Raw genomic sequence first — 26215 nt, forward strand, 5'->3', positions numbered from 1 at the left:
CTTGCAATGCTGTGTTCTATTTTCTGCGATGACCTCATGCGCTGAAATTGAGTAGAATATGCGACTTTTTAAATTTCTGCTGTTTTCAGTAGTTGGTTTGTTCTATGTTGAAGTGGATTATTTTGGCGATTTTTATCGCTTCAGCGTTGTATATTCAACAGCGCGGCAAGGTGCGTCATAGTTTTTATCGTCAGTTTTTTGACCATTCTACCATTCTCGCACCGATTAACTATTTAATGTACTTATTTTCTAAAGTGCCGAATCAACCTTATATCGATACCCAGTATTTTCAAGATTTAAAGGTTTTGGATGACAATTGGGAAATGATTCGTGATGAAGCGAAAGCTTTATATGAACAGGGCGGTATTAAAGCTTCAAGTAGCTACGATGATTTGGGGTTTAACTCCTTTTTCAAAACAGGCTGGAAGCGTTTTTATTTAAAATGGTATGACTCGGCACATCCATCTGCCGCAGAATTATGCCCAAAAACCACAGCATTATTAAAAACTTTACCTAGTATTAAGGCAGCCATGTTTACCGAGCTTGCACCCGACAGTCGCTTGGTGCGTCACCGTGATCCTTATGCGGGTTCATTGCGTTACCACTTGGGATTAATGACACCCAATGATGACCGTTGTTTTATTGATGTCGATGGTGAGCGCTATTCATGGCGTGATGGTGAAAGTGTGGTGTTCGATGAAACCTATATTCACTATGCCGAAAATGGCACTGATCAAAACCGTATTATTTTCTTTGCGGATGTCGAGCGCCCGTTAAAATCACGGTTAATGCAAAAGTTTAATCACTGGTTTGGTAAGAATGTCATGACTGCAACCAGTTCTCCAAATGAAGCCGGTGACCAAACGGGCGGCTTAAATAAAGTCTTTGGTTATGTTTACCAAGTGCGTTTAAAAGCCAAAGCTTTAAAGGCCAGAAATAGCCGTTTGTATTACTTTCTAAAATGGTTTTTGATGTTAGGTATTTTCTTCCTAATTTTTATTCGTCCTTATCTGTTTTAAATCATCACAACGCCTTTCGGGGCGTTTTTTTATGGCATTTTTCCATAATTTTAGCGTCAAGCTTCAATTTCACGCTGCTTTTATGTATAGAATGAAGCAACTTAGGGGAAAATTTATGCAAACGTTTCGTTCTAAAAAAGATTGGTGGGTCTTGGCCTTTGTGATTTGTATGTCAGGCTTATTAATTCAATTATTGCTGACCATGTATGCCAAAGGCACGATGCCTGCATTTCCAGTACATACGGGGGTATATATCATCACAATTTTTGTGTTGTGGTGGCCTATTTTTAATACTCGCTATAAGGTCGATGCAGAACGCTTGCAGATTCGCTGTATGTTTTTAAAGTGGGATATTCCACGTGCCAATATTCAGAAAATATCTAAAACCAATAATTCTGTGGCATCACCCGCCTTATCTTTAAAACGTTTAAAAATTGATTATGTGCAAGCAGGGCAGTCAAAATTTGTGTTGGTTTCGCCTAAAGATCAAGCCAAGTTTAGTCAGGCATTGGGAATAGAAATTACTGACTAATTTGCAGAATTTGAAAGCATCACCCCATATACATCACTGCATATAAGTGTCAAAGCATTGAGGATGAGCATTAATCATCCTCAACCAAAGATCAATCTATTTGAATGTGTAATGCGCCTGCGCTGCAATCCAGACACAGCTTTGTCCGTTCAGGATGGCTTAAAAAATACAGCGCTAAAATAGGTTCTAGCTCGGTACGGATTTTGCGCCCCAAATGCCGAGCACCGTAACGAATATCATGCCCTTGATAAAAATATGCTTTGGCTGCAGCTGTCAGCTGAACTTGGCGCTGCTGATGTTGCAGGCGACGGTTTAGTTTTTCCAATTCAATTTCAACCAGTTGAGGTAAAGCATCGGCAGATACGGGCTGATAATGCAAGCTGCGGTCAATCCGATTTAAAAATTCAGGGTCAAATCTGCGTTGCATGACTTTTTCAATGATCCGTTGAGTCGGCATGCGTGTTAGGCACAGTTGCTGTAATTTTTGCGGCAACAAATTTAGTTTATCCAAGTATTGCTGTGCCGCCTGTGCCCCCACATTGCTGGTCATAAAAATCATGCAATTGCGAAAGTCGATGGTTTTGGTACCTGCGGTCAGGGTCAGTTTGCCTGTATCCAATACATTCATTAAGCCACGGAGCACTTCAGTTGACGCTTTTTCCAGCTCATCAAACAGCATAATGCCTGGACGGGTATGTGAGCCTGCAATGGCCGTTTCGTCAAATAAACTGTGTCCTTCTTTGGAGCCGACATAACCCGGTGGTGCACCTGTCAGTGCTGCAGCATAATGTTCCTGCGCCAAGGTATTCATATCAATACGGCAGAAAGCGTCGGGGTGGCCGTAAATGGCTTCGGCAATCAGGCGTACTGTCTCGGTTTTTCCCACACCTGTTGGGCCAAGCATTAAGGTCACAGAAAGTGGTCGTTCTGTACTGGAAAAATCGGCCTTGACCACATACAGCATTTTTTCAATTTCATTCAGTGCAGCATCTTGTCCGATAATCCGCTGACGCAACAACTGCATGACGTGTGCAGGTTCAAAATGAAAGCGTGGTTGACCAATCAGGCGATCTTTTTCAGAGTTGTGTAGATTAGGACGGGTGGGTTTGGAGGTCGCGGGTTGAATGATATGTAGGCCGTGTTGCGTGGTCGTCATCCTGCACCTTTGTTTTGCTGACAAGATGCCTGAGCATAGCAAACCTTGTGTTGTGAACTAATCGCTTTTAGCACTGGGCTGATTGTTTTTGTGGATAGATCCTGCAATCGGCTACAGGATAAAGCTTGAAAAAGTCAGGTGAAGCATCACATCATGTAGACAATGCAGCGATTATAGGATGACTCGTGAACCCAAACGCACGTGAGCATATTGAGAAAATTTTGGCAAACATGACCCAGTTGCCTGGGGTGTACCGTATGTTGGGTAAAGACGGAGAATTGTTGTATGTGGGCAAAGCCAAAAACTTAAAAAATCGTGTGTCGAGTTATTTTATTAAGACCATTGAGCACCCGAAAACTCAAGCTTTGGTTGCACGTATTTATGATATTGAAACTTTGGTGGTGCGTTCCGAAACTGAAGCGTTATTGCTTGAACAAAATCTGATTAAGCTGCATCGTCCACCGTACAATATTATGCTGCGCGATGATAAGTCCTATGTTTATATTTTTGTGTCGGCAGATCAGCCTTATCCGCGTATTGCCAGTGGACGCGGCAAAGGCAAGCATCAGATAGGCAAGTTTTTTGGGCCTTATCCGAGTGCGTACAATGCCCGTGATACTTTGGTGGTGTTACAAAAACTGTTTAATGTGCGGCAGTGTGAAAACAGTTATTTTGCTCAACGGCAGCGTCCGTGTTTGCAATATCAGATCAAACGCTGTTCGGCACCGTGTGTAGGATTGATTTCGCCCGAAGAATATAAAGAAGATGTTAATAATTCGATTCGATTTTTACAGGGCGATAGTAAAGAACTGAATCAGCAATTGATTGCCAAAATGGAAGCTGCAGCCGAAGCGTTGGAATTTGAAAAAGCAGTCTTTTACCGTGACCGTATGGCTTTGTTGCGTGATGTGCAGGCACAGCAAGCCATTTATAAACTCAAAGGCGAAGCCGATATTATCGCAATTGCTTATCAGGCAGGTGTGACCTGTGTGCAAATTATGCATGTGCGCAATGGCAAAATGCTGGGCGGTAAAAGCTATTTTCCTGATATGTTGGGCGATGATTTGGGGCAAATGTTGGCCGATTTTATTGCCAACTTTTACTTTCAGGTGGCCGATGAAATTCCAGCGGAATTGATTGTTAATGTGGAAGTGGCAGATTGCAAAGAGTTGGAACAAGCCTTACAGCAACACTTCGATAAAAAAATTCAAATTAAACATAAAGTGCGTGAAACCCGTGCCGAGTGGCAAGAATTGGCACAAATGAATGTGCAGCATGCCATTAAAGGTAAACTCGCCAATCACTTTGAATTAAATGAGCGTTTTCATCAGTTAGAGCAAGTGGTTGGACGCCCGATTGATCGGATTGAATGTTTTGATATTTCGCACACTATGGGCGAAGACACTGTGGCATCTTGCGTGGTATTTGACAGTGGTGGTATTCGCAAACGTGATTATCGACAATTTTCAATTCAGGATATTCAGGCTGGAGATGACTATGCTGCCATGCGCCAAGCTTTAACGCGCCGTTATAAAAAAGCCATGCTGCCCGATTTATTGCTGATTGATGGCGGTAAAGGGCAGTTGAATATGGCGATGGAGGTCATGCAGGAGTTAGGATTGGATGCCTTTATGATTGGGGTGTCCAAAGGCGAAGGACGCAAACCTGGTCTAGAAACGCTACATTTTACCGATGGCAGCAAAATTCAGCTGCCTGAAGATCATAAGGCGCTGCATTTGATTCAGCAGGTACGTGATGAAGCACACCGATTTGCAATTACCAAGCACCGTGCCAAGCGCGATAAAAAACGTGGCTCATCAATACTTGAAGTGATTCCGGGCTTAGGGCCAAAACGTCGTCGTGATTTACTCACCCATTTTGGTGGCATACAAGGTGTCCTGAAAGCTTCTGAAAAAGAGTTGACTTTAGTACCCGGACTGGGTGAAGTAATGGCGCGTACGATTTATAAAGTGCTGCATGAATGACTAAATTTCCTGCCTCATGCCTTATATTAGCTAAAAATCTTGCGAGATATATCTCTCACGTCGCAAACATAGACGAATTGTCAACAGACCCTATTTACTGCATAAAAAGCAGTATTTTCTACAAAGGTAAATAGCAAAAAAGTGCATTGACTCTGTCGTCATTGAACATTCACATCAGATCGAAACCCTGTAATATCAACCACAACATTGTTTAAGGAAAAGCTATGTCGTTGCTACAGACCTATCAAGCCATTGCCGAGCAAGAATGGATAGACATCCCGCTTGGGTGGTTACAGGGGCGCACTATTTATGGTGGATTGGTGGCAGGTTTGATGATGCAAAAAGCCCAGCTTTGTATTGCCGATCCGAAAAAGCGCTTGCTAAGCAGCAGTGTCACGTTTGTCGGACCTGTGCAACAAGGTCGGGCACGGCTCACGGCGGAAATTCTGCGTGAAGGCAAATCTGTGACCAGTGTCGAAGTTCGTTTATGGCAGGATGATGCAGTACAAAGCATTTTAATTGCTAGTTTTGGTGCGGCACGTGACTCCAGCATTGTGGTGCAACAAGAACGTACTGCGCCCAATTTTCCACCTGCAACGGAATTGCCTGTTACACAGCATCATCCTTTAGCACCTGAATGTTTTCAGCAGATGGATTTGGTTTGGTCTGAAGGACAATATCCGTTTACTGCTAGTCATAAACCTGATTTTGCAGGCTGGATGCGTTTTAACCCAAAACAGCATACGAATCGTGCCATGACCATTGCCGATTTGATGGTGGCTTTTGATATGTGGCCGCCTGGAGTACTGCCGATGTTTGAGCAGCTCGCTCCTGCCAGTTCACTGACTTGGCATGTGACCTATGTCAATCCTTTGCAAAATCAGCTGCAAGATTGGATGAAATATAAAGTTTTTACCGATCATGCTAGCGGTGGTTATGCCACAGAATATGCGCACTTATGGGATGATCAGGATCGGCTAATAGCGATTGCCCGACAGACCATCACCGTGTTTGCCTAGTGACACCTACTAGCATTTCGTATAAAGTGAAGCCTATTCACGATGACAAATCCTCAAAAAACTTGTGAATATGCAGCGTAAAGAGGGGAAACATTGGCGGTGTCTATGACAACAGGTCGTATCCTGAACATTCCAAATATATTAACTTTGGCTCGAATCGCCTTGATTCCTGTTTTTTTGTTGGTGGCGTATTGGCCGCCTGCAATGGGCGTAAATGGTTATGATGGTGGCATGACGCGTCATATTATTTTGACGTCTATTTTTGTGATTGCTGCTGTGACCGACTGGTTTGATGGCTATTTGGCACGTACTTTGAATCAGACCTCTGCATTTGGGCGCTTTTTAGACCCTGTGGCCGATAAACTTATGGTCGCTGCGGCATTGATTGTTTTAGTGCAATGGCAACCGACTATTTCTATGGCTTTTGCCGCGATTGTAATTATTTCCCGTGAAATTACCGTATCTGCCTTACGAGAGTGGATGGCTGAACTCGGCGCACGTACCAGTGTGGCGGTGTCTACAGTGGGGAAATATAAAACAGCATTCCAAATGATTGCGATTTCAGTGTTCTTATTGAACTGGCAACCATTGGAAATGGTGGCTTATTTGTTGCTCTATACTGCTGTAATTCTAACGCTTTGGTCGATGTTTATTTATTTAAAAGCGGCATGGCCATATTTGAAACAACCTTAAATATCGTGATTCTTCATTAAAAAGTGCTTCTGATTGAAGCACTTTTTGATTAACTATGGGTTTCTTCCTCGGCATCATCCTCATAAGTTTTGGCAATTTTTTCAATATTTAAACTTTTTGCCATCGCATCAAAAATTTCTTTATAAACCCCATTTTGATGATAAAGCGCATCATGTTCGCCATGTTCCGCAATCCTGCCATCTTTCATGACATAGGTGTAATCGGCATCAATAATTTGCGATAAGCTATGTGAAATGATGATGACCGTACGCCCTTGTTTAATTTCATCGAGGCTTTGTTTGATTTGTTCGGTTGCAATGGCATCCAGACTAGCAGTCGGTTCATCTAAAAAAATAATAGGTGGATTTTTCAGGAACATACGTGCAAGGGCAATCCGTTGTTGTTGACCGCCTGAAAGCATGAGGGCATCTGCGTCATAAGCCTGAGGCAATTGCAAAATTTGTTCGTGAATAGAGGCTTTTTGGGCTGCCAGAATCACATCTTCCAAGCTTGCATCAGTTTTGCCATAACGAATATTTTCAAAAATAGAGCCTTGGAAAATATGATTTTTTTGCAAAACCAAGCCGATATGGTCACGCAAATATTGAGTGTCGATGTGGTTAATATCAATCCCATCGAGCTGAATTGTTCCCTGTTGTGGTTCATAGAATTTATCTAATAAACTGATCAGGGTAGATTTTCCTGCTCCCGACAATCCCACCAATGCGGTAATTTTATTGGGCTGAATCTGCATTTGAATGTCTTTGAGTGCATGATGTCCATTCGGATAAAAAAAGTTTACCTGTTGCAGATCAAACTGCCCTCGAATAACTGGTTTAAGCGTACCACTTGGCTCAATTTCATGCTCGGCTTCCAAAATTTGAAAGAAGCTTTCTGAATAGATCATTGCATCATTGACTTCATCATAAATACGATGTAATGAGCGAATTGGGGCAGAAACATTGCCAAACAGCAACACGTGATACATGATCATGCCGATGCTCATTTGTCTATCTAACACAAAATAAGCAGTTAAAATAATAATCAGCACCACGCCAATTTGTTCAATAAAGCTTTTTAAACCATCAAATAAAAAACTGGTTTGGCGGGTCTGCATTTGATTGTGGGTCAGTTTTTTCTGCAGGGTGAGTTGTTTTTCTGCTTCGATGCTTTCTCTGTTAAATGATTTAATCACGGTAATTGAGTTGATGATGCTGAGAATCCCTTGGCTTTTTTTCTCACGTCCATCACGTAAATTACGTCGCCAGCTTCCTAGTTTTTGTGCCTGCTGATAGGTCAGCCAAAAATAAATAGGCACAATGAGTGTCGCGACCAAGCCCACATAAAAATTGGCATAATACATTAAGCCCAAAGCCACAATTGCACTGGTAAAGAGTGGCAAAATATCAATAAAGAAAATTTGCACTAAGCGGGTGAGCGAACCAATGCCACGATCTATACGTGTTTGTAATTTACCTGCTTGGTTGTTGTCCTGATTAAAAAAGGCCAGTCGATAACGCAAAAATTTCTCAATAATGCCCTGTGCCAAATCTTGTGACACAAAAATGCGTAGTTTTTCACCATAAAACTTCTGTCCAAACTGCACAAAGGCATTGATGATTTCTTTACCCAGCAAAATGGCTGAAATGGTGATTAAAATGTGCCAGCCTGCAGACAGACCTTGTCCTGCCTCAATTAAGGCGTTAATACGGTCAACAGCGTATTGTAAAGTTAGTGCATTGACTTGAGCTGTTAATGAGCCGATGAGCGTTAAAACTAAGGTAGCAATCACCAAGAGCTGATAAGGTCGAACGAAGGGACGCAATTTTTGAAATAAATGCCATAAATTCATAAGCTATTATTGTTATAAGAACGATGATTTTAAGTCTAAGGATGAACTTCACGACTCACAAGCCAAAAAGCTGTGTCATTTTGTGAGCAGTCCTGATCCTTGTTTTAGATTAAACAATAAGCTATTCAGCATAGGAATGACCATGAATCTAGAATTGTTTGCACCTGAGCGTTGTGACAACGTACTGCCTTATGACGGCATTGCGCAGGACTATGGTTTGGTGCTGAGTGCGGAGCATAGTGAGCGTTATTTACGGTATTTTTTGCAACATTTGGCATGGCAGCCTGATGAAGGTCTGCTCTTTGGTCAGTATTATCGGACACAGCGCCAAGTGGCATGGTATGGCGATGAGCAGTATCAATATCGTTATTCGGGAGCAGTTAAGCAGGCACTGCTATGGCAGCCTGCTTTGTGGCGATTGAAACAGCAAATTGAACAATGGGTCGGGCATCCCTTTAATTCATGTTTGGCCAATTTATATCAAGATGGTACGCAGGGCTTGGGTTGGCACAGTGATGATGAGCCGAATTTAGGCAGACACGCTGTCATTGCATCTTTGAGTTTGGGGGCAACCCGTAAATTTTGTTTTCAGCATAAACACCGCGCCAACAAGGTTGAGCTACTGTTGCACAGCGGTCAGTTGTTGGTCATGCGTGGCACGACACAACACTATTGGAAACATGCCTTAATGAAGTCCAATAGAATTATACAACCCAGAATTAATCTGACCTTTCGCTATTTTCACACGGCTATTGAATAAAACTTGATTTAGCACTCTAAATCCTTATTCAGGAATAAATTTTAATTGTATTTAAATTCAGTGCTTTAAGGTATCAACAACCTAAATCTTTAAGTGAGTTCTATACTAAAACTGGTATTCAGTACTTCCACCTGTTTTTCAATTTGTTCTGCATTATCCTGCAAAATTTCAATCAGTTTTTGCAAATTGACAAATTCAAAACGGTTTTTAGATGCCAGCAGCGTCAATGCATAAGGTGCATCTTTAGATGAAAAACGAATCGGTACAGATAAGCCTGCAATTTCTGCATCGAGTTCGCCGTTAGAAAAATAATAGCCTTGTTTTTTGATTTTGCGCATTTGCTGCAAAAAGTCATCTTCATCTTGTGCAAAATTGACTTGTGCCAATTCGTTAGAAAAACGTTGGTAATAGTCTAAAATTTTAGCTTTAGGCAGATGTGCCATAATAATTTTTGGCGATGAGCCGACATAAACAGGACGTGGGCAGCCGCGACCATAAGACAGCAAAGGCGTATCTTTAAAGATTTCGTGATGCACATCAATGCAGGAATCTTGATTGAGTTGGGTCAGCAAACAGCAAAATTCAGTACGTTCCGCAATTTTTTTCATAAACGGAATACTGATGGTGACCAATGGATCGGTCGTGCGAGAGATAAAATCCAATACCGCAATTTTTGGCCCAAGGGTGTAATCTCCCGATGTGCCACTCATGCGCTGCAACAACTCTGCTGAAACCAACTCTTTTAAATAGCGGTAACTGGTAGGCTTAGATAAACCAAGTTCCTCACTAATGGTATCTACATTAATGACAGGACGTGCGGTTGAAAATAAGTCTAAGACTGTGAGAATCTTGCCAAAGCTAGACAGTGCCATGCGGATTTACCCATTCACACCAAAAGGATGGTGTCACTTTATATCAAAAAATCGCCAGACCAATAGACTTTTTAAAGATGATCTTAGGCATTCTAACGATCAATATCCCAATTCTTTCGTTTGTCGTTGTTATCTATTCAGAAACAGGATTTAAGGCTGAATGCCGTGAGGCTCACGATACCAGCTTTCAATCAATAGTGCTGCGGCAAGACTGTCGGCTGCGAGCTTTTTGCCACGCCCTTGGGCTTGATAATGATCAAGCTCATCACGTGCTTCACGTGTGGTTAGGCGTTCATCGACCATTAGGGTGTTGATATTGCTTTGATGGCGTAAGCGTCTAGCAAACTTACGCGCACGGGTAGACAGTTCTGACTCGCTATCATCCATATTTAAAGGTAAGCCCACTAGAAATAATTGTGGCTGATGTTGCTTGATAATTTTTAGCAAGTTTTCCCATTGCGGAATGCCATCTTTCATGGGAAAGAGGGCGAGAGGGGTCGCACTTTCAATCAGTGCCTGCCCCACAGCCATGCCCATTTTTTGCGTACCGAAGTCAAATGCCATAATGGTTTGGGCTTGTGTTGTTTCAGGCATGACCAATCTCTGAAGATAACCATGTTGGATCTACGCCCATTTTACGATAAGCGGCATCCCAACGGTCGTCATAAGGTAAATTGAAAATCAAGTCCATGTCCGATTCACAAATGAGCCAATCGCCACGGGCAATTTCTTGTTCCAGTTGCTGTTTGCCCCAACTGGCATAGCCCAAGGCAATTTGGTAACGTTCAACGCCTTCGTTGTGGGCAATCGCATCTAAAATATCTTTAGAGGTGGTGATACAGACATTTTCACCAACAGCGATAGATGAATGCCAAGTTGGCTGCCCTGTGTGTAAAACAAAACCTGCCTCAGGTCGTAATGGACCACCTTGTAGAACTTCGTGAGGATGCACATTATCTGCGTCTATATCTAAATCATTGAGTAATTCTTTGATTTGGATACCCGATGGACGGTTGATAATAATGCCTTGCGCACCGTCTTCATCATGACGTGCCAAATAGATGACGGTGTTTGCAAAAAACTCATCATTCATATCGGGCGGGGCTATGAGACAGCGATGCGTCAGATATTGTTTAGTCACCTAAGCAATTCTCCTTAATCTGAGGTGGTGGCAAACAGAACTGTAAACCGACTTGGAAACGTAAACGAGTTACAGCCAAATCATGCAAATATACATTTCTTAGCTGTACTTATCCCATAAAACCACTGTGATGACAACTTTGCTTTGGTAAAAGTGAGACAAAGGATAAATAAAAGAATAAATTTAAAATTTAGAAAAAATGATGTCATTAAATTTATCTATTTAGTTACAAAGTTGAAGATATAGGAACAATAATTGATTGCTTTATTATCTTTGTGATGTGGGTTTGTTTAAATATTTTGGTGTATATTTTTTAATCTACTTTTGATTTTAACTAATGTGATTTCTTTTTTTAATTGCAAAATAGGCGGTTTTATTGCATTTATATTCTCTTTTATTAAATATTAAGTTTGTCTAATGAGTAGTGGTTTTTTAATATAAAAAATCTATAAGTCTATTTATTTCTTTTGTAAGTTTTGTGCTTTAGTGTAAAATTTGTGTTTTTATAGCTTGATATGTTTCAATAGATATACATAAAATACATATTGAAACAAAAAATAATTGTTTGTAAGATGGTGAAATTTTCATCTTTTATAGCTTTTTTTGATGGTTTAATATGAATTATTTAATAAAGGGAAGTTTGTTTGCCGCTGTTTTTTCAGCTTCAGTTTTTTCTCAAGCAGCAATTTTTGGAACTTATAATGATGAAGGTAATTTGTTTCGCAGTCATTTGAATAATCATTTATCTGAAGATTTAGTTGCTAAATTTAAAGATAAAGTAGATTCAAAAGACGGCGTACTATATTTACTGGAGCAGGCACGTTTATTACAAGTCAATCATCAGTATGAAGAAAGTTTGAATCATTATAAGCAGGCTTTTGAATTTCTAGATAAACAAAAAAGTCGTGCAAAAATTAGTCTGAGTCGGGTCGGATTTAAAGCACTTTCTATGGTGAGTAATGATTCGGTGGTACCTTATTTGGTGCCACCTCATGAACAGGTATTGGCGCATATTTCTCAAGCGAAAAATTATATTTTTTTAAAAAATCTTGAGGCTGCTGCAGTAGAAATGCGTGTTGCACAGGGCATTCAGCGTGAAATTGAACTGGCACATCAGGCTGAGTTTGAAAAGAAAAAAGAGAAAAATACAAAAGCAAATACATCTTCAAATGCCGCATTGCATGTTTTAGATGAGGCATTTGTTGGCTTAGATCCAATTGCGGGCAAGATTAAGAATACTTATCAAAATGCTTATGCTTTTTATATGGCAGCTAACTTGTGGGAAACCTTAGGCGAATACAACGATGCTTTGGTGGATTACAAAAAAGCTTATGAGTTACAGCCTGATGAGCAGATTGCTAAAGATGTAAAGCGTTTAGATCAATTGGTTGCAAAACAAAGTAATAGTAGTGTGCCTGTTATTGTATTTATTGAACAAGGTATCGTTCCACAGAAAATTGAAAATAAGTTAGATATTCCGACTCCAGGCGGCATTATCAACATTGCTTTTGCGACTTATGAACCTAGCACTTATGTTGCACCCAAAAGCCTGAAAGTGAAGCTGAATAACCGAGTTTTGCAAGACAGTTATGTGATTAGTGATATTGGTGCATTGGCTGTTAAAGACTTAAAAGAAAAAGTCGTTGGAACTTTAACAACCCAAGTGATTCGTGCCACAGCCAAATATGCTGCTCAAAAAGAGCTTGGTAACCAATTTGGTGTTTTAGGGCAATTGGCAGGTAACGTGCTCAATATGGCAACCGAGCGAGCAGATTTACGAGCTTGGACAACTTTGCCAAGTAATACGCAAATTGCACGTCTGAACTTAACGCCAGGGATACACAACTTACAGTTATCGTCAGGTAATTTGTCAAGCTCCTCTGTGAAGTTAGATGTAAAAGCCAATGAGACAGTATTTGTTTATGCACATCATGTAAATGACAAAATTACAGCAAGTGTAAGTAGTATTCCACGCCAATAATTTTGAAGAGAACTTTATGAAAAATCAGTTAAAACTCGCATTACTCGGTCTTAGTGCTGCGGCGATGGTTGGATGTACAGCCCCTAATGCTTTGTCTACACAGACAGATGCGAATAACGAAGTAAGTATTCGCACCATTACCAATAACCCAGTCTTAACCACTGAGGTATTTGTTGAGCGTGTGGGAATGTCTATGGCAGGCGACTTAAAAAAGGCATCAATTGCCATTAAAAACCGCCGTTTCAATAACAAAGATTTTAGCTACAAAATCGTATGGGTCGATGCACATGGGGCAGAAGTGAACCCTGAAGGTGCGATTTGGAAACCAATTCAGTTAACGGGTCGAGAGGTGAAGGGCGTGCAATCTTTAGCACCAAATCCATCGGCTGTAGATGTTGTTGTGTATTTAAAGAAATAAGCGAGATAGAGCAATGAATGCAAAGTTAATCATGGCTGTGGTAGCAACTTCTGTTTTGGCAACAGGTTGTGCAACAACGGGTAGTGCAGTGAGTTATGGTGATGCTCAAGCTGTAGAAACTTTAACGAAAGATTTTGGATCGACAGATCTACAAATGATTGCTGCAAAGATGGTGGATGATATGCTGACCTTCCCACCTGTGGTGCAAATGACGCAAACTCGTCGTCCAGTCATTGTGCTTGATCGTATTCATAACAAGACACAAGAACATATCGATACAGAATCTATTACAGATACGATTCAGAACAAATTAATTAATTCAGGGAAGTTTCGTTTTGTAGATATGAAATCTGTCAATGCGATGGCGCAGCAACTTGCCTATCAAAAGCAAAGCGGCATGGTCAATCAAGCGACTGCAGTGCGTACTGGTGGACATATCGGTGCTGAATATATGCTCAATGGCAATCTATCTAGTATTGTAAAAAATGCAGGTGGTAAGAGCGATGTGTATTACAAGTTCACATTTAAATTGCAGAACTTACAAACTGGCATTGTAGAGTGGACAGGCGAAAAAGAAATCCGTAAGGCAGCAAAGCGCTCAACTTTTGGTCTTTAATTTAATCTGAAAGCAACTGCGCTGTGATAAGCGCAGTTGCTGTTGAAGAATAGAACATGAAAAAAATATTATTTGCAGGCTTATTATCTGGATTACTGTGCAGTCCTGCTTTTGCTGCGATTAAAGAAGTGATTAAAGAGGCAACGGGTAGTGGTCCAACACAACACCAAGCTATTTCTGAAGCATTATTGATTGCAGTTCAATCGGTGAATGGTGCTTCGGTATCGTCACAAATGAATTATGAAGAAACAGTTTCTTTATCTGTAAATAATCAGGGCTGGACATATACGGGTAAAGTTTCACCTGTATTTAGTGTAGCCAATCAAGGTTCGGGTTCTGTCACCAAGTTTCAGGTCTTGAGTGTTTCTGGTGCTAAAAATAATTATCGCGCTAAAGTTCGCGCACATGTGGTGAAGTTTGAATCTACTGTACAAGATCAACACATGCGCCGTATTGCAGTCTTGCCATTTCAAATGGCAGAAAAAAATAACCGCTTAGCCAGCGGTGCTTCTGCTTCTGAGTTTAGTCAAGAATTATCAGATACTTTAGGTACTTATTTGGCACAGTCAGGGCAGTTAAGTGTTGTTGATCGTCATTACATAGATGAAATGCAATTTGAAAATGACTTCCTGTATTGGGATGGTGCACCGCATGAGTTAGCGCGTATTGGTCAAAAAGTAGGTGCTGATTATTTACTCGTGGGGCGTATTAACGATTTGTCAGTTGCTAGCGGTCAACAAATGTATGGGTTAAATGCTGGTGCAGAGCAGGTGCGTTTAACGTGGCGAGTGATTGAAGCGAATACCAGTAAGGTAGTTGCGGCAGGGACTTTTAATCGTACCTTATCGAACTTGATGACACAGAATCTTTTAAATAATAGTTTAAATGATAGTACTGCAGATAAGATTGCCCAAAGTTTAAATCCTGAAATTTTACAGGGTCTTAAACTACAACCTGTGCAATCTTCTAGCAGTCAATTTTATGATACCTCTCCAGGTTATGAAATGACACCTGGTTCAAGTGACCAACCTGTGAAATGGTAAATAATGATTAAGCTTGTTTTAGACCTAAATAAATCCCCTGAAAATCAGGGGATTTATTTTTTAAGCCTGTTGAAACTTCAATTGGCGTAATTGTTTGGCGTGTTGCAGGGTGGTGTCATTAATTTCAACGCCGCCTGTCATGCGTGCCAATTCTAAAATACGCGCATCTTCTTCTAATTCAACAATGGTGCTGCTGGCAGGGTCGGTCTGACGCTTTTTCACTAAAAGGTGTTGATCAGACTGTGCTGCCACTTGTGCTTGGTGGGTAATACATAAAATTTGAACGTGTTGCGCCAAACCTGCGAGTAAGCGCCCCACAATTTCTGCGGTACCACCACTAATCCCGACATCAATTTCATCAAAAACCAAGACTTCGGCTTCGGTTTTTTCGGCATTCATGACTTGCATAACCAAGGCAATCCGCGATAATTCGCCACCAGAAGCCACACGTGCTAATGGCTGAGCAGGAATACCTTTGTTGGCAGTAAACAGTAGTTGAATAAAACTTAACCCCTCCGCAGAAACCTGCTCTAAAGGTTCAAACTTAAATTCAAAATGTGCCTCAGGCAGTGCCAACTGTTTGACTTGCTCGGTCAGTTGTTTGGCAAGTGGTGCGGCTGCTTCACGACGGATGTCATCTAAATGTTGTGCTTTGGCTAAAAAGTCCTGATGTGCCACTTCTACTTGTTCTGCCAAAGTTTCAGGGTCTTCAAGTTCATGTAAAGCAGTGAGCTCAGTTTGCCAAGTATCAAATTCTTGTTTTAATAATTCAGGTTGTGTGCGGTATTTACGCGCTAAACGATGAAAGACTTCTAATTTTTGATTCAGTTCTTCCATGCGTTCAGGGTCAAAGCTTTGACGATCAATAAACTGACGTAAATTGGCTGTCGCATCATCTAATTCACTTTGCGCATTTAACAATGAGTTATAAATTTCTGATAATTGTTCACTTCGTCCCGCATGCGATTCCAAGCGGCGAATAATCGAAGCAATTTCCTGAGTGATGTTTTGCTCGGCTTCGTCTAAGGCATTTAAGCTATAACTGCAGTCCTGCATGATATGTTCATGATGGCTTAGGCGATCAAACTCTTGTTCAATCTCCTTATAATCGATTTGTACCAGTTCTTCGAGTTCTTCGAGCTGTAAGTTTAGAGTTTCGATGCGCTGCTTGCGAGTTGCCTGTGCATCCAGCGCCGCCTGATGCTGTCGGATATTTTTTTGCCAGGTACTATAAGCATCACGTACTGCTTGGGCAGGGGTATAAAAATTATAATAACGATCAAGCCAGTGCTTTGGATAAGGCGGTTCCAACAATTGTTGTTGGCTGTGCTGGCTATATAGCTGTACTAGCAAGCGTCCAATTTCTTTCAGCTCTGCCAAACTGCTTGGACGACCATTAATCCATGCTTTGCTGCGCCCTGTGGCAAAAATTACCCGACGTAAATGGATTTCACCAGACTCATCATCTAATTCATGTTCTTTTAGCCATTGTGCTTCAGGGCTATTGTCCTGATAACTGAAACTCGCGGTCACATCGGCTTTATCTGAGCCAAAACGTACATAATTGGTATCGGTACGTTCACCTAAACAGGCAGAGAGCGCATCTAAAAGTAAGGATTTACCTGCACCTGTTTCCCCTGTCAGAACGTTAAAACCTGTTTCAATATCCAGTGCTAAGTGGTCGGCAAGGGCAAAGTTAATCAGTGTTAAATGAGTCAGCATAAACGCATCCAAGCTGCGAAAAGTGTCAGTGAAAGAGAGTCAAGTTTTGGAAATGCCATAACAAGGCTGTTATTTTCTTCTATTTAATTCTAGCTTAAATTGCAGCGCAAACAACAAAAAATGTACCCGATAAGCATCATATATAAAACACATGATCATTTGATCATTTCATTGGATGGTCATTAAATTGCAGTATATTCACTTGGGGAGTTTTCGGTGCTGCTTGATATGGTGGAACTTAAACGATATAGATACTATTCGTGATCTGTTTCACATTCAGATTTAGCACTTTAGTGGGGAAGAATCTAGAGCAGAGTACTTTGCATGCCTCTGGCATTGGCTTAGACTGTGCTGTCAGCGTGTTGCATGCTGCGTATTGAAACATTGTTCAATTTACGCAAAGCCCACTGTAAACACAGATTGATTAGTTCTGAGGACAGAATTAAACTACATCAGTCAAAAATATAAAAACGCGTTACCTGGAGAATACGCATGTCAGCTCAGTTTGATCATGTATCAGTTGTGAAAAAGTCGAATGTCTATTTTGGTGGGCAATGCATCAGTCACACGGTGCAATTTGAAGACGGTACCAAAAAAACCTTAGGGGTAATTTTACCGACTGAACAAGCCTTGACTTTCGAAACGCATGTACCTGAACGTATGGAAATTATTTCAGGTGAATGTCGTGTCAAAATTGCCGATAGCGAAGAAAGTGAATTATTCCGCGCGGGTCAATCGTTCTATGTGCCTGGCAATAGCCGTTTCAGCATCGAAACCGATGAAGTGCTCGATTACGTGTGCCACTTAGAAGGCTAATCAGCCGATAATAGGGTATTGAATTAAGATTTCATTTTTCTCCTGCTTGAGCACCCAATCAAGCGGAATTGAATCAAGAAATTTTCACCCGAATCGGTTAAACTAGATCTGATTGAAATCCTGTAAAGTCAGCTTTGCAGGATTTTTCGTTTTCGCTGGTTTATTGGTGCATTAATTAGAGGTCGTTCATGGCAAAACCTGAATATTATTATGGCGTTCACTCGGTGGAGTCATTATTGGAGCTTGAGCCAGAGCGCGTCTTAACTCTTTTTACCTTAAAAGGGCGTGATGATCAGCGTTTACAAAAGATTTTAGAACTTGCCGAACCATTTGGCATTAGTGTGCAAAAAGCCAGCCGTGACAGCTTGGAAAAACTGGCAGGTTTGCCTTTTCACCAAGGAGTGGTGGCTGCAGTACGCCCACATCCAACTCTGAATGAAAAAGACTTGGATGCCTTGTTGCAGCCTGATAGCAAGCCTTTACTTTTGGCGCTCGACCAAGTCACCGACCCGCATAACTTGGGTGCGTGTATCCGTACTGCCGCTGCGATGGGGGTTACTGCCGTGATTGTGCCGCGTGATCGTTCAGCAAGTTTGACCCCAACTGCACGCAAAGTAGCTGCAGGTGGTGCAGAAAAAGTCAAATTTATCCAAGTGACCAATTTGGCACGTACTTTGGCGCATTTGAAACAAGAGTTTAATGTGCGCGTGGTGGGTACGATGCTGGATGAAAAAGCTTTGCCAATTCAGCAATTTGACTTTACAGGCACAGCAGTATGCGTGGTGATGGGCGCAGAAGATACAGGTTTACGCCCAATTACCCAGTCACAATGTGATCAAACCGTATTTATTCCAATGGCAGGAAATCTGCAAAGTCTGAATGTCAGTGTTGCAACAGGTATGGCCTTGTATGAAGCTTGTCGTCAGCGTCAGGCTTAATTGCTGATTTTGTATTTGCTATTCTATTGATGTCTTCAACACCGTGATTCGTCTATCTCCCCAAAAGCAAGGTTATGCTTTGGTGTTTGTTACCATGTGCATTTGGGGTGGTTTTACCCTAACTGCTCGGCTGAATGCACAATGGCAGATCAGTGCTTGGGATATTACCGCCTTACGCTTTGCTTTGGCTTTTTGTATTTTAATGCCGATTCTTATCTGGAAAAAAGATACGGCATTTTTATGGAAAAAAGAGCCTTTTATTTTGGCAATGATTGGTGGAGTGGGCTATTGCCTGACTGCGTATAGTGCTTTTCATTATGTACCTGCTGCGCATGCTGCCATTTTTTTGAATGGCTGTATTCCTGTTTGTACCGCCATTGCTGCTTGGATGTTATTTCGAGTGCCTTTTGACCGCCATACATGGATCAGTATTGTAATTATGCTGACCGCCATTGCGGGTATGAGTGCGCTGATGTATCAAGAAACAGGTGTTGCCTTTGGACTTGGGGATGGACTGTTTTTTATCAGCGCTATTTGGTGGGGTGTGTTTACGGTTTTATTAAGACAATGGAAGCTTTCCGCTTGGCATGCTATGGCGGGTGTCGCAATTTGGTCGGCAATCGTCTATGTCCCGATTTACGTACTGTTTTTCCCGAAACAACTCAGCACACCTGAACCGATTCATTTATTGCTGCAAACTGTTTTTCATGGGGTATTTGTGGTAATCATCGCAACACTTAGCTATGTCGAGGCAATTAAGCGTTTGGGGGCATTCAAAACTGGTAGTATTGTGACCTTGGCGCCGTTTATTGCTGCGATTCTTGCTGTCCCTTTATTGGGCGAGCCGTTGAGTCTGGCAATTTTATGTGGCTTGATGGGTATGGGGATTGGCGCTTTGCAACCTTGGCGTTGGTGGGCCCGACCTGACAGCTTAAAAGCCCAACTTGAACAGCAAAAAAAACAGTCAGATTAATTTGCTTACTGCATCGCTCGCTTTAAATACTGCTGATGCAATACTTCAAGTTTGCTATACAAATGATCTAAATGCCCATCATTTAGCACAATGTCATCGGCTAGGCGTTGTTTTTCAGCACGTGGCATTTGTGCTTGAATAATTTTATGAATTTGCTCAACCGTTTGACCATCACGTTGTGAAGCACGGTGAATTTGTAGGGCTTCAGTAGCATCAATCAATAATGTATGTCGGGTCAATTGATGTTGATTGGTTTCAAACAAGAGTGGTGAAACCAAAACCACGTAGGGGCTATTGGCAGCATTTAATTGTCGAATAATCGATTCACGAATTGCAGGGTGGGTGATTTTTTCAAGTGCTTGTCGTGCACTTGGTTCTTTGAAAATGTGTTCACGTAATGCGCGACGGTCTAGTTCGCCATTTTCAAGTAAAACCCAATCGCCAAAGTGTTGTTGAATTTGCTTTAAGGTAGGCTGTCCTTTTTCAACCACTTCACGTGCAACCACATCCGCATCGACCACAACAATGCCTTGGGTCTCGAACCACGCACTGGCTGCAGACTTGCCACTGCCAATTCCTCCTGTTAGACCCAAAACAAAACGCATGTGTTGTCCTTATTGTCCCAAATATACTTTCATGATTTGCTCGCCCCATAAAAAGGCAATCCAGCCCGCAATGGCGATATACGGACCAAATGCAAAGGGTTGGTTTTCTTTACGCACTTTTAACAGAATAATGCCAATAATCGCCCCAACTAAGGACGATAGCAGCACAATCAGGGGTAACATCATCGGCCCCATCCATGCACCTAAAGCGGCAAGGAGCTTGAAGTCACCATAGCCCATGCCTTCTTTGCCTGTGACGATTTTAAACAGGTAATACACCACCCATAGACATAGGAAGCCAATTACATAACCCCAAATTGCCGAGGTTGGTGAGGTATAGATGGCATAGCTGTTGACGGCCAAACCCAGTGCAGCCAAAGGCAGGGTGTAACGGTCTGGCAAGAGTTGTGTATCAAAATCAATGAAGGTGAGTGCAATCAAGGTATAAGTGAGCAGCAAACCAAACAGCATTTGTACAGTTGGGCCAAATACCGCAAGCACAATCAGGGCGCAAACAGCGGTTAATACTTCAATCATTGGATAACGTACGCTGATCAGGTTTTGGCAGTTGCCACATTTACCGCGTAATACCAACCAACTCAGCACAGGAATATTTTGATACCAACGAATTGGGTTGTGACATTTGGGGCAGGTCGATGCAGGTTTGCTCAGGGTGATTTTACTTTCATTAATAATGGCTTGTTCAGGATGTAACAACATTTGGCAGTCGTTACGCCACTCCTGTTCCATCATTTTTGGGGTGCGATAAATCACCACATTCAAAAAACTGCCAATACATAAACTAAAAAGTCCAACTGCGATATAGAGCGCAGTTGGATTTTGGATCAAGTACGCGATTAATTCTGTAAGCAATTTACTCAGCCTTTAAAATATAATTAGCCAACAACTGAACCCATTTGGAAAATAGGTAGGTACATAGCAATAACTAAACCGCCAACTAAAATACCCAAGACAGACATAATCAACGGCTCCATCATTGAGGTTAAGCCATCTACTGCGTTGTCGACTTCGTTTTCATAGTGGGTTGCGACTTTATCCAGCATGGCATCTAGCGCACCTGATTCTTCACCAATGGCGACCATTTGCACCGCCATAGAAGGGAATTTATTGGTGACACGCATGGCGAATTGTAGCTGCTGTCCTGTCGCGACATCATCACGGATTTTCATCACCGCTTCTTCATAGACCACGTTATTGGTTGCCCCAGCGGTCGATTCCAAAGCATCAATTAAGGGTACACCAGCAGCAAAAGTAGTGGCTAAAGTACGGCTATAACGCGCGATAATGGCTTTATAGACCAAGTCACCAAAAATAGGCGCTTTCAGTGCCGCTTTGTCTAAGAAGTCACGGAATTTTTTACTGCGTTTTTTAGTTTCCAAGAAACCTGCAATCATGACCCCAATCACAATAATCAGAATAAACCAGTATTTCTGCATCCATTGTGACATGTTGACCACCATTTTAGTGAAGGCAGGCAAGTCTGCACCAAAAGAGCTAAACAACTCTTCAAATACAGGTACAACTTTTACCATCAAAATAATGGTCACAATCACAGCCACCACGATGACCGTTGCAGGGTATTTCATGGCTTTTTTAATTTTTTGTTTGAGTAACTCACTCTTTTCTTTATAGATCGCGACACGATCCAGCATGGTTTCTAGTGCACCCGATTGTTCACCAGATTCAACCAAAGAGCAGAACAGATTGTCAAAATATTGAGGATATTTACGCAATGCGCCAGCAAAGGTATTCCCGCCTTCCACTTCACCTTTAATGCCTAAAACCACTTCACGCATGGCGGGGTTTTCAAGACCTTCGGCAACAATCTCAAAGCTTTGTACCAAAGGCACACCTGCTTTCATCATAGTGGCAAGCTGACGCGTGAAAATAGTGATGTCTAATGTCGACACCCGTTTTTTCATTAAGCCTTCAAGAATATTCTTTTTCTTTTGGCGAATCGTCTTGATGGTAATCCCTTGTTTACGCAATGTGACCTTTGCCAAGGCCATATTACGCGCTGGAATTTCCCCTTTTAACTTAGCCCCTTTGCGGTCAATCCCTTCATAAACGAAGGTGGGCATCATCTGTGCTTTTTTGACAGCCATGCGTATTTATCCTTATTTTAAATTTTACAACTATTCACTGGTCACACGATTGACTTCTTGCAATGAAGTCACCCCCTGCATGACCTTAAGTAACCCCGAACGACGCAGATTGTTAAACCCCGATTTTGCTGACGCATCAGCAATTTGGATGGCATTACCATCCTCCATAATAATTCTAGAAATTTCTGGTGTGACTTTCATCACTTCATAAACACCAACACGTCCTTTATAACCTTCACGGCATTCAGAACAGCCTACAGGTTGATAGACCTGAAATTCTGGATTGCTCAAATCGGCTTCAGTAAAGCCCATTTCCAATAAGCTTTGTTTTGGAATATCGGAAGGAGCTTTGCAATGCGGGCATAGGCGTCGTGCCAAACGCTGTGCAATGACGAGGTTTACCGAAGTTGCGATGTTAAAGGAAGGAACGCCCATGTTGCGTAAACGGGTTAAAGTTTCTGGTGCACTGTTGGTATGCAGTGTTGACATCACCATGTGACCCGTTTGTGCTGCTTTAATTGCAATTTCTGCTGTTTCTAAGTCACGAATCTCACCCACCATAACAATGTCAGGGTCTTGACGTAAGAATGATTTCAGCGCTGCAGCAAAGGTCAGACCAACTTTATTGTTGACGTTAACCTGATTGATCCCTTCAAGGTTAATTTCCACAGGGTCTTCGGCAGTGGAAATGTTGGTGTCTTCTCGGTTTAGAATGTTTAAACCTGTATAGAGCGATACCGTTTTACCCGAACCTGTTGGACCTGTGATCAGTAACATACCTTGCGGTTTGTCCAGAGCTTCCATAAACAAAGCTTTTTGTTCAGGCTCATAACCCAAGGCATCAATCCCAAGCATGGCGCTAGATGGATCTAAAATACGCAGTACAATTTTTTCACCGAACAAGGTTGGCAAGGAGTTAACACGGAAGTCGATGGACTTGTTTTTAGATAGTTTTAATTTAATACGACCATCTTGCGGGACACGCTTTTCAGAAATGTCCATTTGGGACATCACTTTTAAACGTGATGCCAAGCGGTTAGCTAACTGTAAGGGTGGGGTGGCAATTTGACGTAATACACCATCGACACGGTAACGCACTCGATAGGTTTTTTCATACGGTTCAAAGTGTAAGTCCGAAGCACCCATGCGAATTGCATCAATCAGTAATTTGTTGATGTATTTAACAATTGGGGATTCATCACCCTGCGGTTCATCTTCTGCAGCTTGTTCTGGTTCGCTGTTACCATCTTCAAAGTTGAGATCGAAGTCATCATCTTCAAATTCAAAAGCAGACTCACTCGCAAAGTTTTGTTCAATCAGTTTTACCAATTTATCGTGTTCGACCACAATGGCTTCAATATTCATTTTACTGTTGAAACGAATGGCATCCATTGCTTCGATATTGGTCGGGTTACTGGTCGCAACGTAAAGCAGGTGATTGCGCTTAAAAATAGGTAAAAGGTTATATTTGCTGAAAAGCTTTTCATCAATGCCTTCACGCACGATGAGCGCAGAGTCATACACGCTTAAATCAAAAATAGGTTCGCCAAACTCATTAGAAATTTTTTCAGCAATGATTAAAGGCGCGATATTTAGGTTTTGAATGAGATAGGGAACAATATCAACATTATCTTTTTGTGCGGCTTTAATGGCAGTTTGCATATTTTCAGCAGAAACGAGCCCATCTTCGACCAAACGTCGAATAAAACCTGTAAATCTAGGTGTAGCTTGTTGTACTGACATTCCCCAACGTCCTCAAAATCAAGATTGTTTATAATTGGTATCTTAAAATTATACTTTTGTTGCACAAAAATACCATATCTGAAAGTGCTGTCACCACCTAAGTATCGCCTAAAAGCATGAACCAGTTACATTAATCTGCTAAAAAAATTGTAAGTCCTGCCATGAAAAGATACTTCATGCAGCAGTTTGATGCAAAGCTTGTACAAAAAACTCAGCAGAAATGTGATTTGCGTGTAGAATGTGCGCGATTAAATGAATTGTTTTTGCAGGTTATTCTATGTCGGCTACGACGATTAAGCCTTGGGTGGTTGGCAATTGGAAGATGAATCCGATACATGCCGATGCTCAGCAACTTATTTCTGAATTTAAAACATTATTACAAGACAGCCCTGTAGAGGCTGAAAAGTGTCATTTGGGGATTGCACCTGTCACTTTGGCTTTAACTCAAATTCAAGCTGCATTGAGCGAAGCAGTACGTCCTGTCTATACCGTTGCACAAGACCTTTCCCGTATTGCGGGTTTGGGTGCATATACAGGCGAAGTCAGTGCAGAATTGCTAAAAGACAGTCAAATTGATTATGTATTGGTTGGGCATTCAGAACGTCGTGAACTTTTTGCAGACACACCAAGCATTTTGAATGAAAAAGTTAAAAATGCCTTGCAGGCAGGTTTGACAGTTATTTATTGTGTGGGTGAAAGTCTGCAACAACGTGAAAGCGGTCAGGCAGAGCAAGTTGTTTTGCAACAAATTTGTGATATTGCTGCTGTGGTTGACGCTGAGCAATGGCAACAGATAGTGATTGCGTATGAACCTATTTGGGCAATTGGTACAGGCAAGACCGCATCACCTGAAGATGCGCAAAGCATGCATGCAAAAATCCGTGAAGGTTTAAGCCAAATCACCGCTTATGCGGTGACTCTACCGATTTTATATGGTGGTAGTGTAAAACCAGAAAATGCCGTAGAGTTAGCAGCCTGCCCAGACATTAATGGTGCTTTGGTCGGTGGTGCATCCTTAAATGCGGCATCGTTCCATCAAATTGCGCAAGCCTTTGCAAATACACAATAATGAGGAGTTCAGCATGCAAACATTTGTGCTGGTAGTACATATTATCTTAGCCATTTTAATGATTGGACTAATTTTGGTTCAGCATGGTAAAGGTGCAGATGCAGGCGCTTCTTTTGGTGGCGGTGGTGCGGCAACCGTATTTGGTGCGTCAGGCTCAGGTAACTTTTTAACCCGTTTAACGGCAATTTTAACAGCCTTGTTTTTTGCAACCAGTTTAACTTTAGCGGTGTTTGCCAAGAAACAAACCACAGGTGCATATAGTTTGCAGACTGTACAAACGACTGCACCTGCACAGCCAGTATCGCCTGAAACTTCACCAACTGCGCCTAAAAGCGCTGAATAATTTTATTTAGCACTTTCTTTTTTCGCATGATGCGACTAGAATGCGTCACAGCTGCGGTGGTGGTGGAATTGGTAGACACGCTACCTTGAGGTGGTAGTGCTTTCGGGCGTGGGGGTTCAAGTCCCCCCTTCCGCACCAACTTATAATCCAGAAAACATAAGTTGGTGTTAAGCAGCAAATCTGTTGATGCGGGATGGAGCAGTCTGGTAGCTCGTCGGGCTCATAACCCGAAGGTCGTTGGTTCAAATCCAGCTCCCGCTACCAATCAATCCTAAGCTTATCGTGAATTAAGCGTAGGCAACTTAAATTATTTTAGGTTGAGATAAGTATTTACATGTTGTTGCGGGATGGAGCAGTCTGGTAGCTCGTCGGGCTCATAACCCGAAGGTCGTTGGTTCAAATCCAGCTCCCGCTACCAATATTTTAAAAGTGTGATTATGCTCTAATATGAGTTTTACGCTTTATACTGACTAAGGTGCAACTTAAGTCAGGCAAAAATGCTAAGTTTGATTGAAAACTTATTCATATTTGTATATAATTTTTGCACGTTGATGCGGGATGGAGCAGTCTGGTAGCTCGTCGGGCTCATAACCCGAAGGTCGTTGGTTCAAATCCAGCTCCCGCTACCAAGTTTCTAATGGTGTGGTACGTTAGTTTTAGTTGATTGAATTCAGCATAATAAACTAGCAAAGATGGTTAGATTTAGTCTAATCCCCGCAACCAAGTTTCTAAAGAGGCTCACAACTAGGTGGGCCTTTTTGCACAGTGGATATTGGTTTTACTGTGCAAGAAT

Annotated in this window: 25 protein-coding genes and 4 tRNA genes; 19 read left to right on the plus strand and 10 right to left on the minus strand. The window is 41.8% G+C overall.

Annotated elements, in window-relative coordinates:
- Positions 1–104 precede the first annotated feature (104 nt).
- Positions 105–1019 (plus strand): lipid A hydroxylase LpxO, encoded by a 915-nt coding sequence (gene lpxO, locus FTU35_RS07570; RefSeq protein ID WP_180064639.1) that lies wholly within the window; start codon positions 105–107, stop codon positions 1017–1019.
- Between the two features lie 115 nt (positions 1020–1134).
- On the plus strand, positions 1135–1551 hold the full coding sequence (locus tag FTU35_RS07575) for a PH domain-containing protein (protein ID WP_154321124.1): 417 nt from the start codon (positions 1135–1137) through the stop codon (positions 1549–1551).
- Between the two features lie 91 nt (positions 1552–1642).
- Here FTU35_RS07575 and FTU35_RS07580 read toward each other — a convergent pair whose 3' ends face one another.
- Positions 1643–2707 carry an AAA family ATPase gene (locus FTU35_RS07580; RefSeq protein WP_154321123.1) on the minus strand — a complete coding sequence of 355 codons (1065 nt, stop codon included), beginning with the start codon at positions 2705–2707 and terminating at the stop codon, positions 1643–1645.
- Positions 2708–2892: 185 nt separating this feature from the next.
- On the opposite strand from FTU35_RS07580, the gene uvrC reads away from it, so the two are divergent.
- From uvrC to pgsA, 3 genes are all read left to right on the plus strand, one after another.
- The gene (gene uvrC, locus FTU35_RS07585; protein ID WP_179991232.1) at positions 2893–4692 is read left to right on the plus strand and encodes an excinuclease ABC subunit UvrC; all 1800 of its coding nucleotides are present in this window, start codon (positions 2893–2895) and stop codon (positions 4690–4692) included.
- Between the two features lie 224 nt (positions 4693–4916).
- Complete coding sequence (locus tag FTU35_RS07590) at positions 4917–5711, plus strand: thioesterase family protein (protein WP_154321121.1); 795 nt, start codon at positions 4917–4919, stop codon at positions 5709–5711.
- A 105-nt stretch (positions 5712–5816) separates the two neighbouring features.
- Positions 5817–6404, plus strand: coding sequence for a CDP-diacylglycerol--glycerol-3-phosphate 3-phosphatidyltransferase (pgsA, locus tag FTU35_RS07595; protein WP_004975835.1), 588 nt, complete (start codon positions 5817–5819; stop codon positions 6402–6404).
- Between the two features lie 49 nt (positions 6405–6453).
- Here the strand turns inward: pgsA and FTU35_RS07600 are convergent, their stop codons facing one another.
- Positions 6454–8256 (minus strand): ABC transporter ATP-binding protein, encoded by a 1803-nt coding sequence (locus tag FTU35_RS07600; RefSeq protein WP_154321120.1) that lies wholly within the window; start codon positions 8254–8256, stop codon positions 6454–6456.
- Positions 8257–8398: 142 nt separating this feature from the next.
- On the opposite strand from FTU35_RS07600, the gene FTU35_RS07605 reads away from it, so the two are divergent.
- Entirely contained in the window at positions 8399–9016 is a 618-nt protein-coding gene (locus FTU35_RS07605; protein ID WP_180064640.1) for an alpha-ketoglutarate-dependent dioxygenase AlkB, read from the plus strand.
- A gap of 89 nt (positions 9017–9105) precedes the next feature.
- Here the strand turns inward: FTU35_RS07605 and FTU35_RS07610 are convergent, their stop codons facing one another.
- From FTU35_RS07610 to FTU35_RS07620, 3 genes are all read right to left on the minus strand, one after another.
- Positions 9106–9888 (minus strand): IclR family transcriptional regulator, encoded by a 783-nt coding sequence (locus FTU35_RS07610; RefSeq protein WP_004975841.1) that lies wholly within the window; start codon positions 9886–9888, stop codon positions 9106–9108.
- A gap of 150 nt (positions 9889–10038) precedes the next feature.
- Positions 10039–10482: a Holliday junction resolvase RuvX gene (gene ruvX, locus FTU35_RS07615; protein WP_104852952.1), complete on the minus strand. Its 444-nt coding sequence runs from the start codon at positions 10480–10482 to the stop codon at positions 10039–10041.
- Complete coding sequence (locus FTU35_RS07620) at positions 10475–11029, minus strand: YqgE/AlgH family protein (RefSeq protein ID WP_180064641.1); 555 nt, start codon at positions 11027–11029, stop codon at positions 10475–10477. The genes ruvX and FTU35_RS07620 overlap by 8 nt, the downstream gene beginning before the upstream one ends.
- 616 nt (positions 11030–11645) lie before the next feature.
- On the opposite strand from FTU35_RS07620, the gene FTU35_RS07625 reads away from it, so the two are divergent.
- Genes FTU35_RS07625 through FTU35_RS07640 form a run of 4 tightly spaced genes read left to right on the plus strand, consistent with a single transcriptional unit; the run spans position 11646 to position 15087 of the window.
- Positions 11646–13010 carry a COG3014 family protein gene (locus tag FTU35_RS07625; protein ID WP_154321119.1) on the plus strand — a complete coding sequence of 455 codons (1365 nt, stop codon included), beginning with the start codon at positions 11646–11648 and terminating at the stop codon, positions 13008–13010.
- 16 nt (positions 13011–13026) lie between these two features.
- Positions 13027–13428, plus strand: a complete 402-nt coding sequence (locus FTU35_RS07630) for a DUF1425 domain-containing protein (RefSeq protein ID WP_004975847.1) — start codon at positions 13027–13029, stop codon at positions 13426–13428.
- Between the two features lie 13 nt (positions 13429–13441).
- On the plus strand, positions 13442–14044 hold the full coding sequence (lpoB, locus tag FTU35_RS07635) for a penicillin-binding protein activator LpoB (RefSeq protein WP_004975849.1): 603 nt from the start codon (positions 13442–13444) through the stop codon (positions 14042–14044).
- 56 nt (positions 14045–14100) lie between these two features.
- Positions 14101–15087, plus strand: a complete 987-nt coding sequence (locus tag FTU35_RS07640; protein ID WP_004975851.1) for a CsgG/HfaB family protein — start codon at positions 14101–14103, stop codon at positions 15085–15087.
- Between the two features lie 60 nt (positions 15088–15147).
- Here the strand turns inward: FTU35_RS07640 and recN are convergent, their stop codons facing one another.
- Positions 15148–16809 (minus strand): DNA repair protein RecN, encoded by a 1662-nt coding sequence (recN, locus tag FTU35_RS07645; protein WP_154321118.1) that lies wholly within the window; start codon positions 16807–16809, stop codon positions 15148–15150.
- A gap of 492 nt (positions 16810–17301) precedes the next feature.
- Between recN and FTU35_RS07650 the strand changes: the two genes are divergently transcribed.
- From FTU35_RS07650 to FTU35_RS07660, 3 genes are all read left to right on the plus strand, one after another.
- On the plus strand, positions 17302–17625 hold the full coding sequence (locus tag FTU35_RS07650) for a pyrimidine/purine nucleoside phosphorylase (RefSeq protein WP_004975854.1): 324 nt from the start codon (positions 17302–17304) through the stop codon (positions 17623–17625).
- A 188-nt stretch (positions 17626–17813) separates the two neighbouring features.
- Positions 17814–18563 carry a 23S rRNA (guanosine(2251)-2'-O)-methyltransferase RlmB gene (rlmB, locus tag FTU35_RS07655; protein ID WP_154321117.1) on the plus strand — a complete coding sequence of 250 codons (750 nt, stop codon included), beginning with the start codon at positions 17814–17816 and terminating at the stop codon, positions 18561–18563.
- Between the two features lie 43 nt (positions 18564–18606).
- Positions 18607–19536 (plus strand): DMT family transporter, encoded by a 930-nt coding sequence (locus tag FTU35_RS07660; protein ID WP_154321116.1) that lies wholly within the window; start codon positions 18607–18609, stop codon positions 19534–19536.
- A gap of 5 nt (positions 19537–19541) precedes the next feature.
- Here FTU35_RS07660 and coaE read toward each other — a convergent pair whose 3' ends face one another.
- Genes coaE through pilB form a run of 4 tightly spaced genes read right to left on the minus strand, consistent with a single transcriptional unit; the run spans position 19542 to position 24010 of the window.
- Positions 19542–20141 carry a dephospho-CoA kinase gene (gene coaE / locus FTU35_RS07665; protein ID WP_154321115.1) on the minus strand — a complete coding sequence of 200 codons (600 nt, stop codon included), beginning with the start codon at positions 20139–20141 and terminating at the stop codon, positions 19542–19544.
- A 9-nt stretch (positions 20142–20150) separates the two neighbouring features.
- Entirely contained in the window at positions 20151–21014 is an 864-nt protein-coding gene (locus FTU35_RS07670) for an A24 family peptidase (RefSeq protein WP_154321114.1), read from the minus strand.
- A 23-nt stretch (positions 21015–21037) separates the two neighbouring features.
- Positions 21038–22267 (minus strand): type II secretion system F family protein, encoded by a 1230-nt coding sequence (locus FTU35_RS07675; RefSeq protein ID WP_154321113.1) that lies wholly within the window; start codon positions 22265–22267, stop codon positions 21038–21040.
- A gap of 30 nt (positions 22268–22297) precedes the next feature.
- A complete protein-coding gene (pilB, locus tag FTU35_RS07680) occupies positions 22298–24010 on the minus strand; it encodes a type IV-A pilus assembly ATPase PilB (RefSeq protein ID WP_154321112.1) in 1713 nt (570 codons plus the stop codon).
- Positions 24011–24287: 277 nt separating this feature from the next.
- Here pilB and tpiA point away from each other — a divergent pair, with 277 nt between their 5' ends.
- The 6 genes from tpiA to FTU35_RS07710 all read left to right on the plus strand — a co-directional run bounded on the left by tpiA (position 24288) and on the right by FTU35_RS07710 (position 26051).
- Positions 24288–25079 carry a triose-phosphate isomerase gene (gene tpiA / locus FTU35_RS07685; RefSeq protein WP_004975867.1) on the plus strand — a complete coding sequence of 264 codons (792 nt, stop codon included), beginning with the start codon at positions 24288–24290 and terminating at the stop codon, positions 25077–25079.
- Between the two features lie 13 nt (positions 25080–25092).
- Positions 25093–25422 carry a preprotein translocase subunit SecG gene (gene secG / locus FTU35_RS07690; RefSeq protein WP_004975868.1) on the plus strand — a complete coding sequence of 110 codons (330 nt, stop codon included), beginning with the start codon at positions 25093–25095 and terminating at the stop codon, positions 25420–25422.
- A 53-nt stretch (positions 25423–25475) separates the two neighbouring features.
- Positions 25476–25560: transfer RNA gene (locus FTU35_RS07695), tRNA-Leu, on the plus strand.
- Between the two features lie 49 nt (positions 25561–25609).
- A tRNA-Met gene (locus FTU35_RS07700) sits at positions 25610–25686 on the plus strand.
- Between the two features lie 77 nt (positions 25687–25763).
- Positions 25764–25840: transfer RNA gene (locus FTU35_RS07705), tRNA-Met, on the plus strand.
- A 134-nt stretch (positions 25841–25974) separates the two neighbouring features.
- A tRNA-Met gene (locus FTU35_RS07710) sits at positions 25975–26051 on the plus strand.
- Positions 26052–26215 lie beyond the last annotated feature (164 nt).

This window comes from Acinetobacter sp. YH12095 (assembly GCF_013419245.1).
GTDB lineage: Bacteria > Pseudomonadota > Gammaproteobacteria > Pseudomonadales > Moraxellaceae > Acinetobacter > Acinetobacter towneri.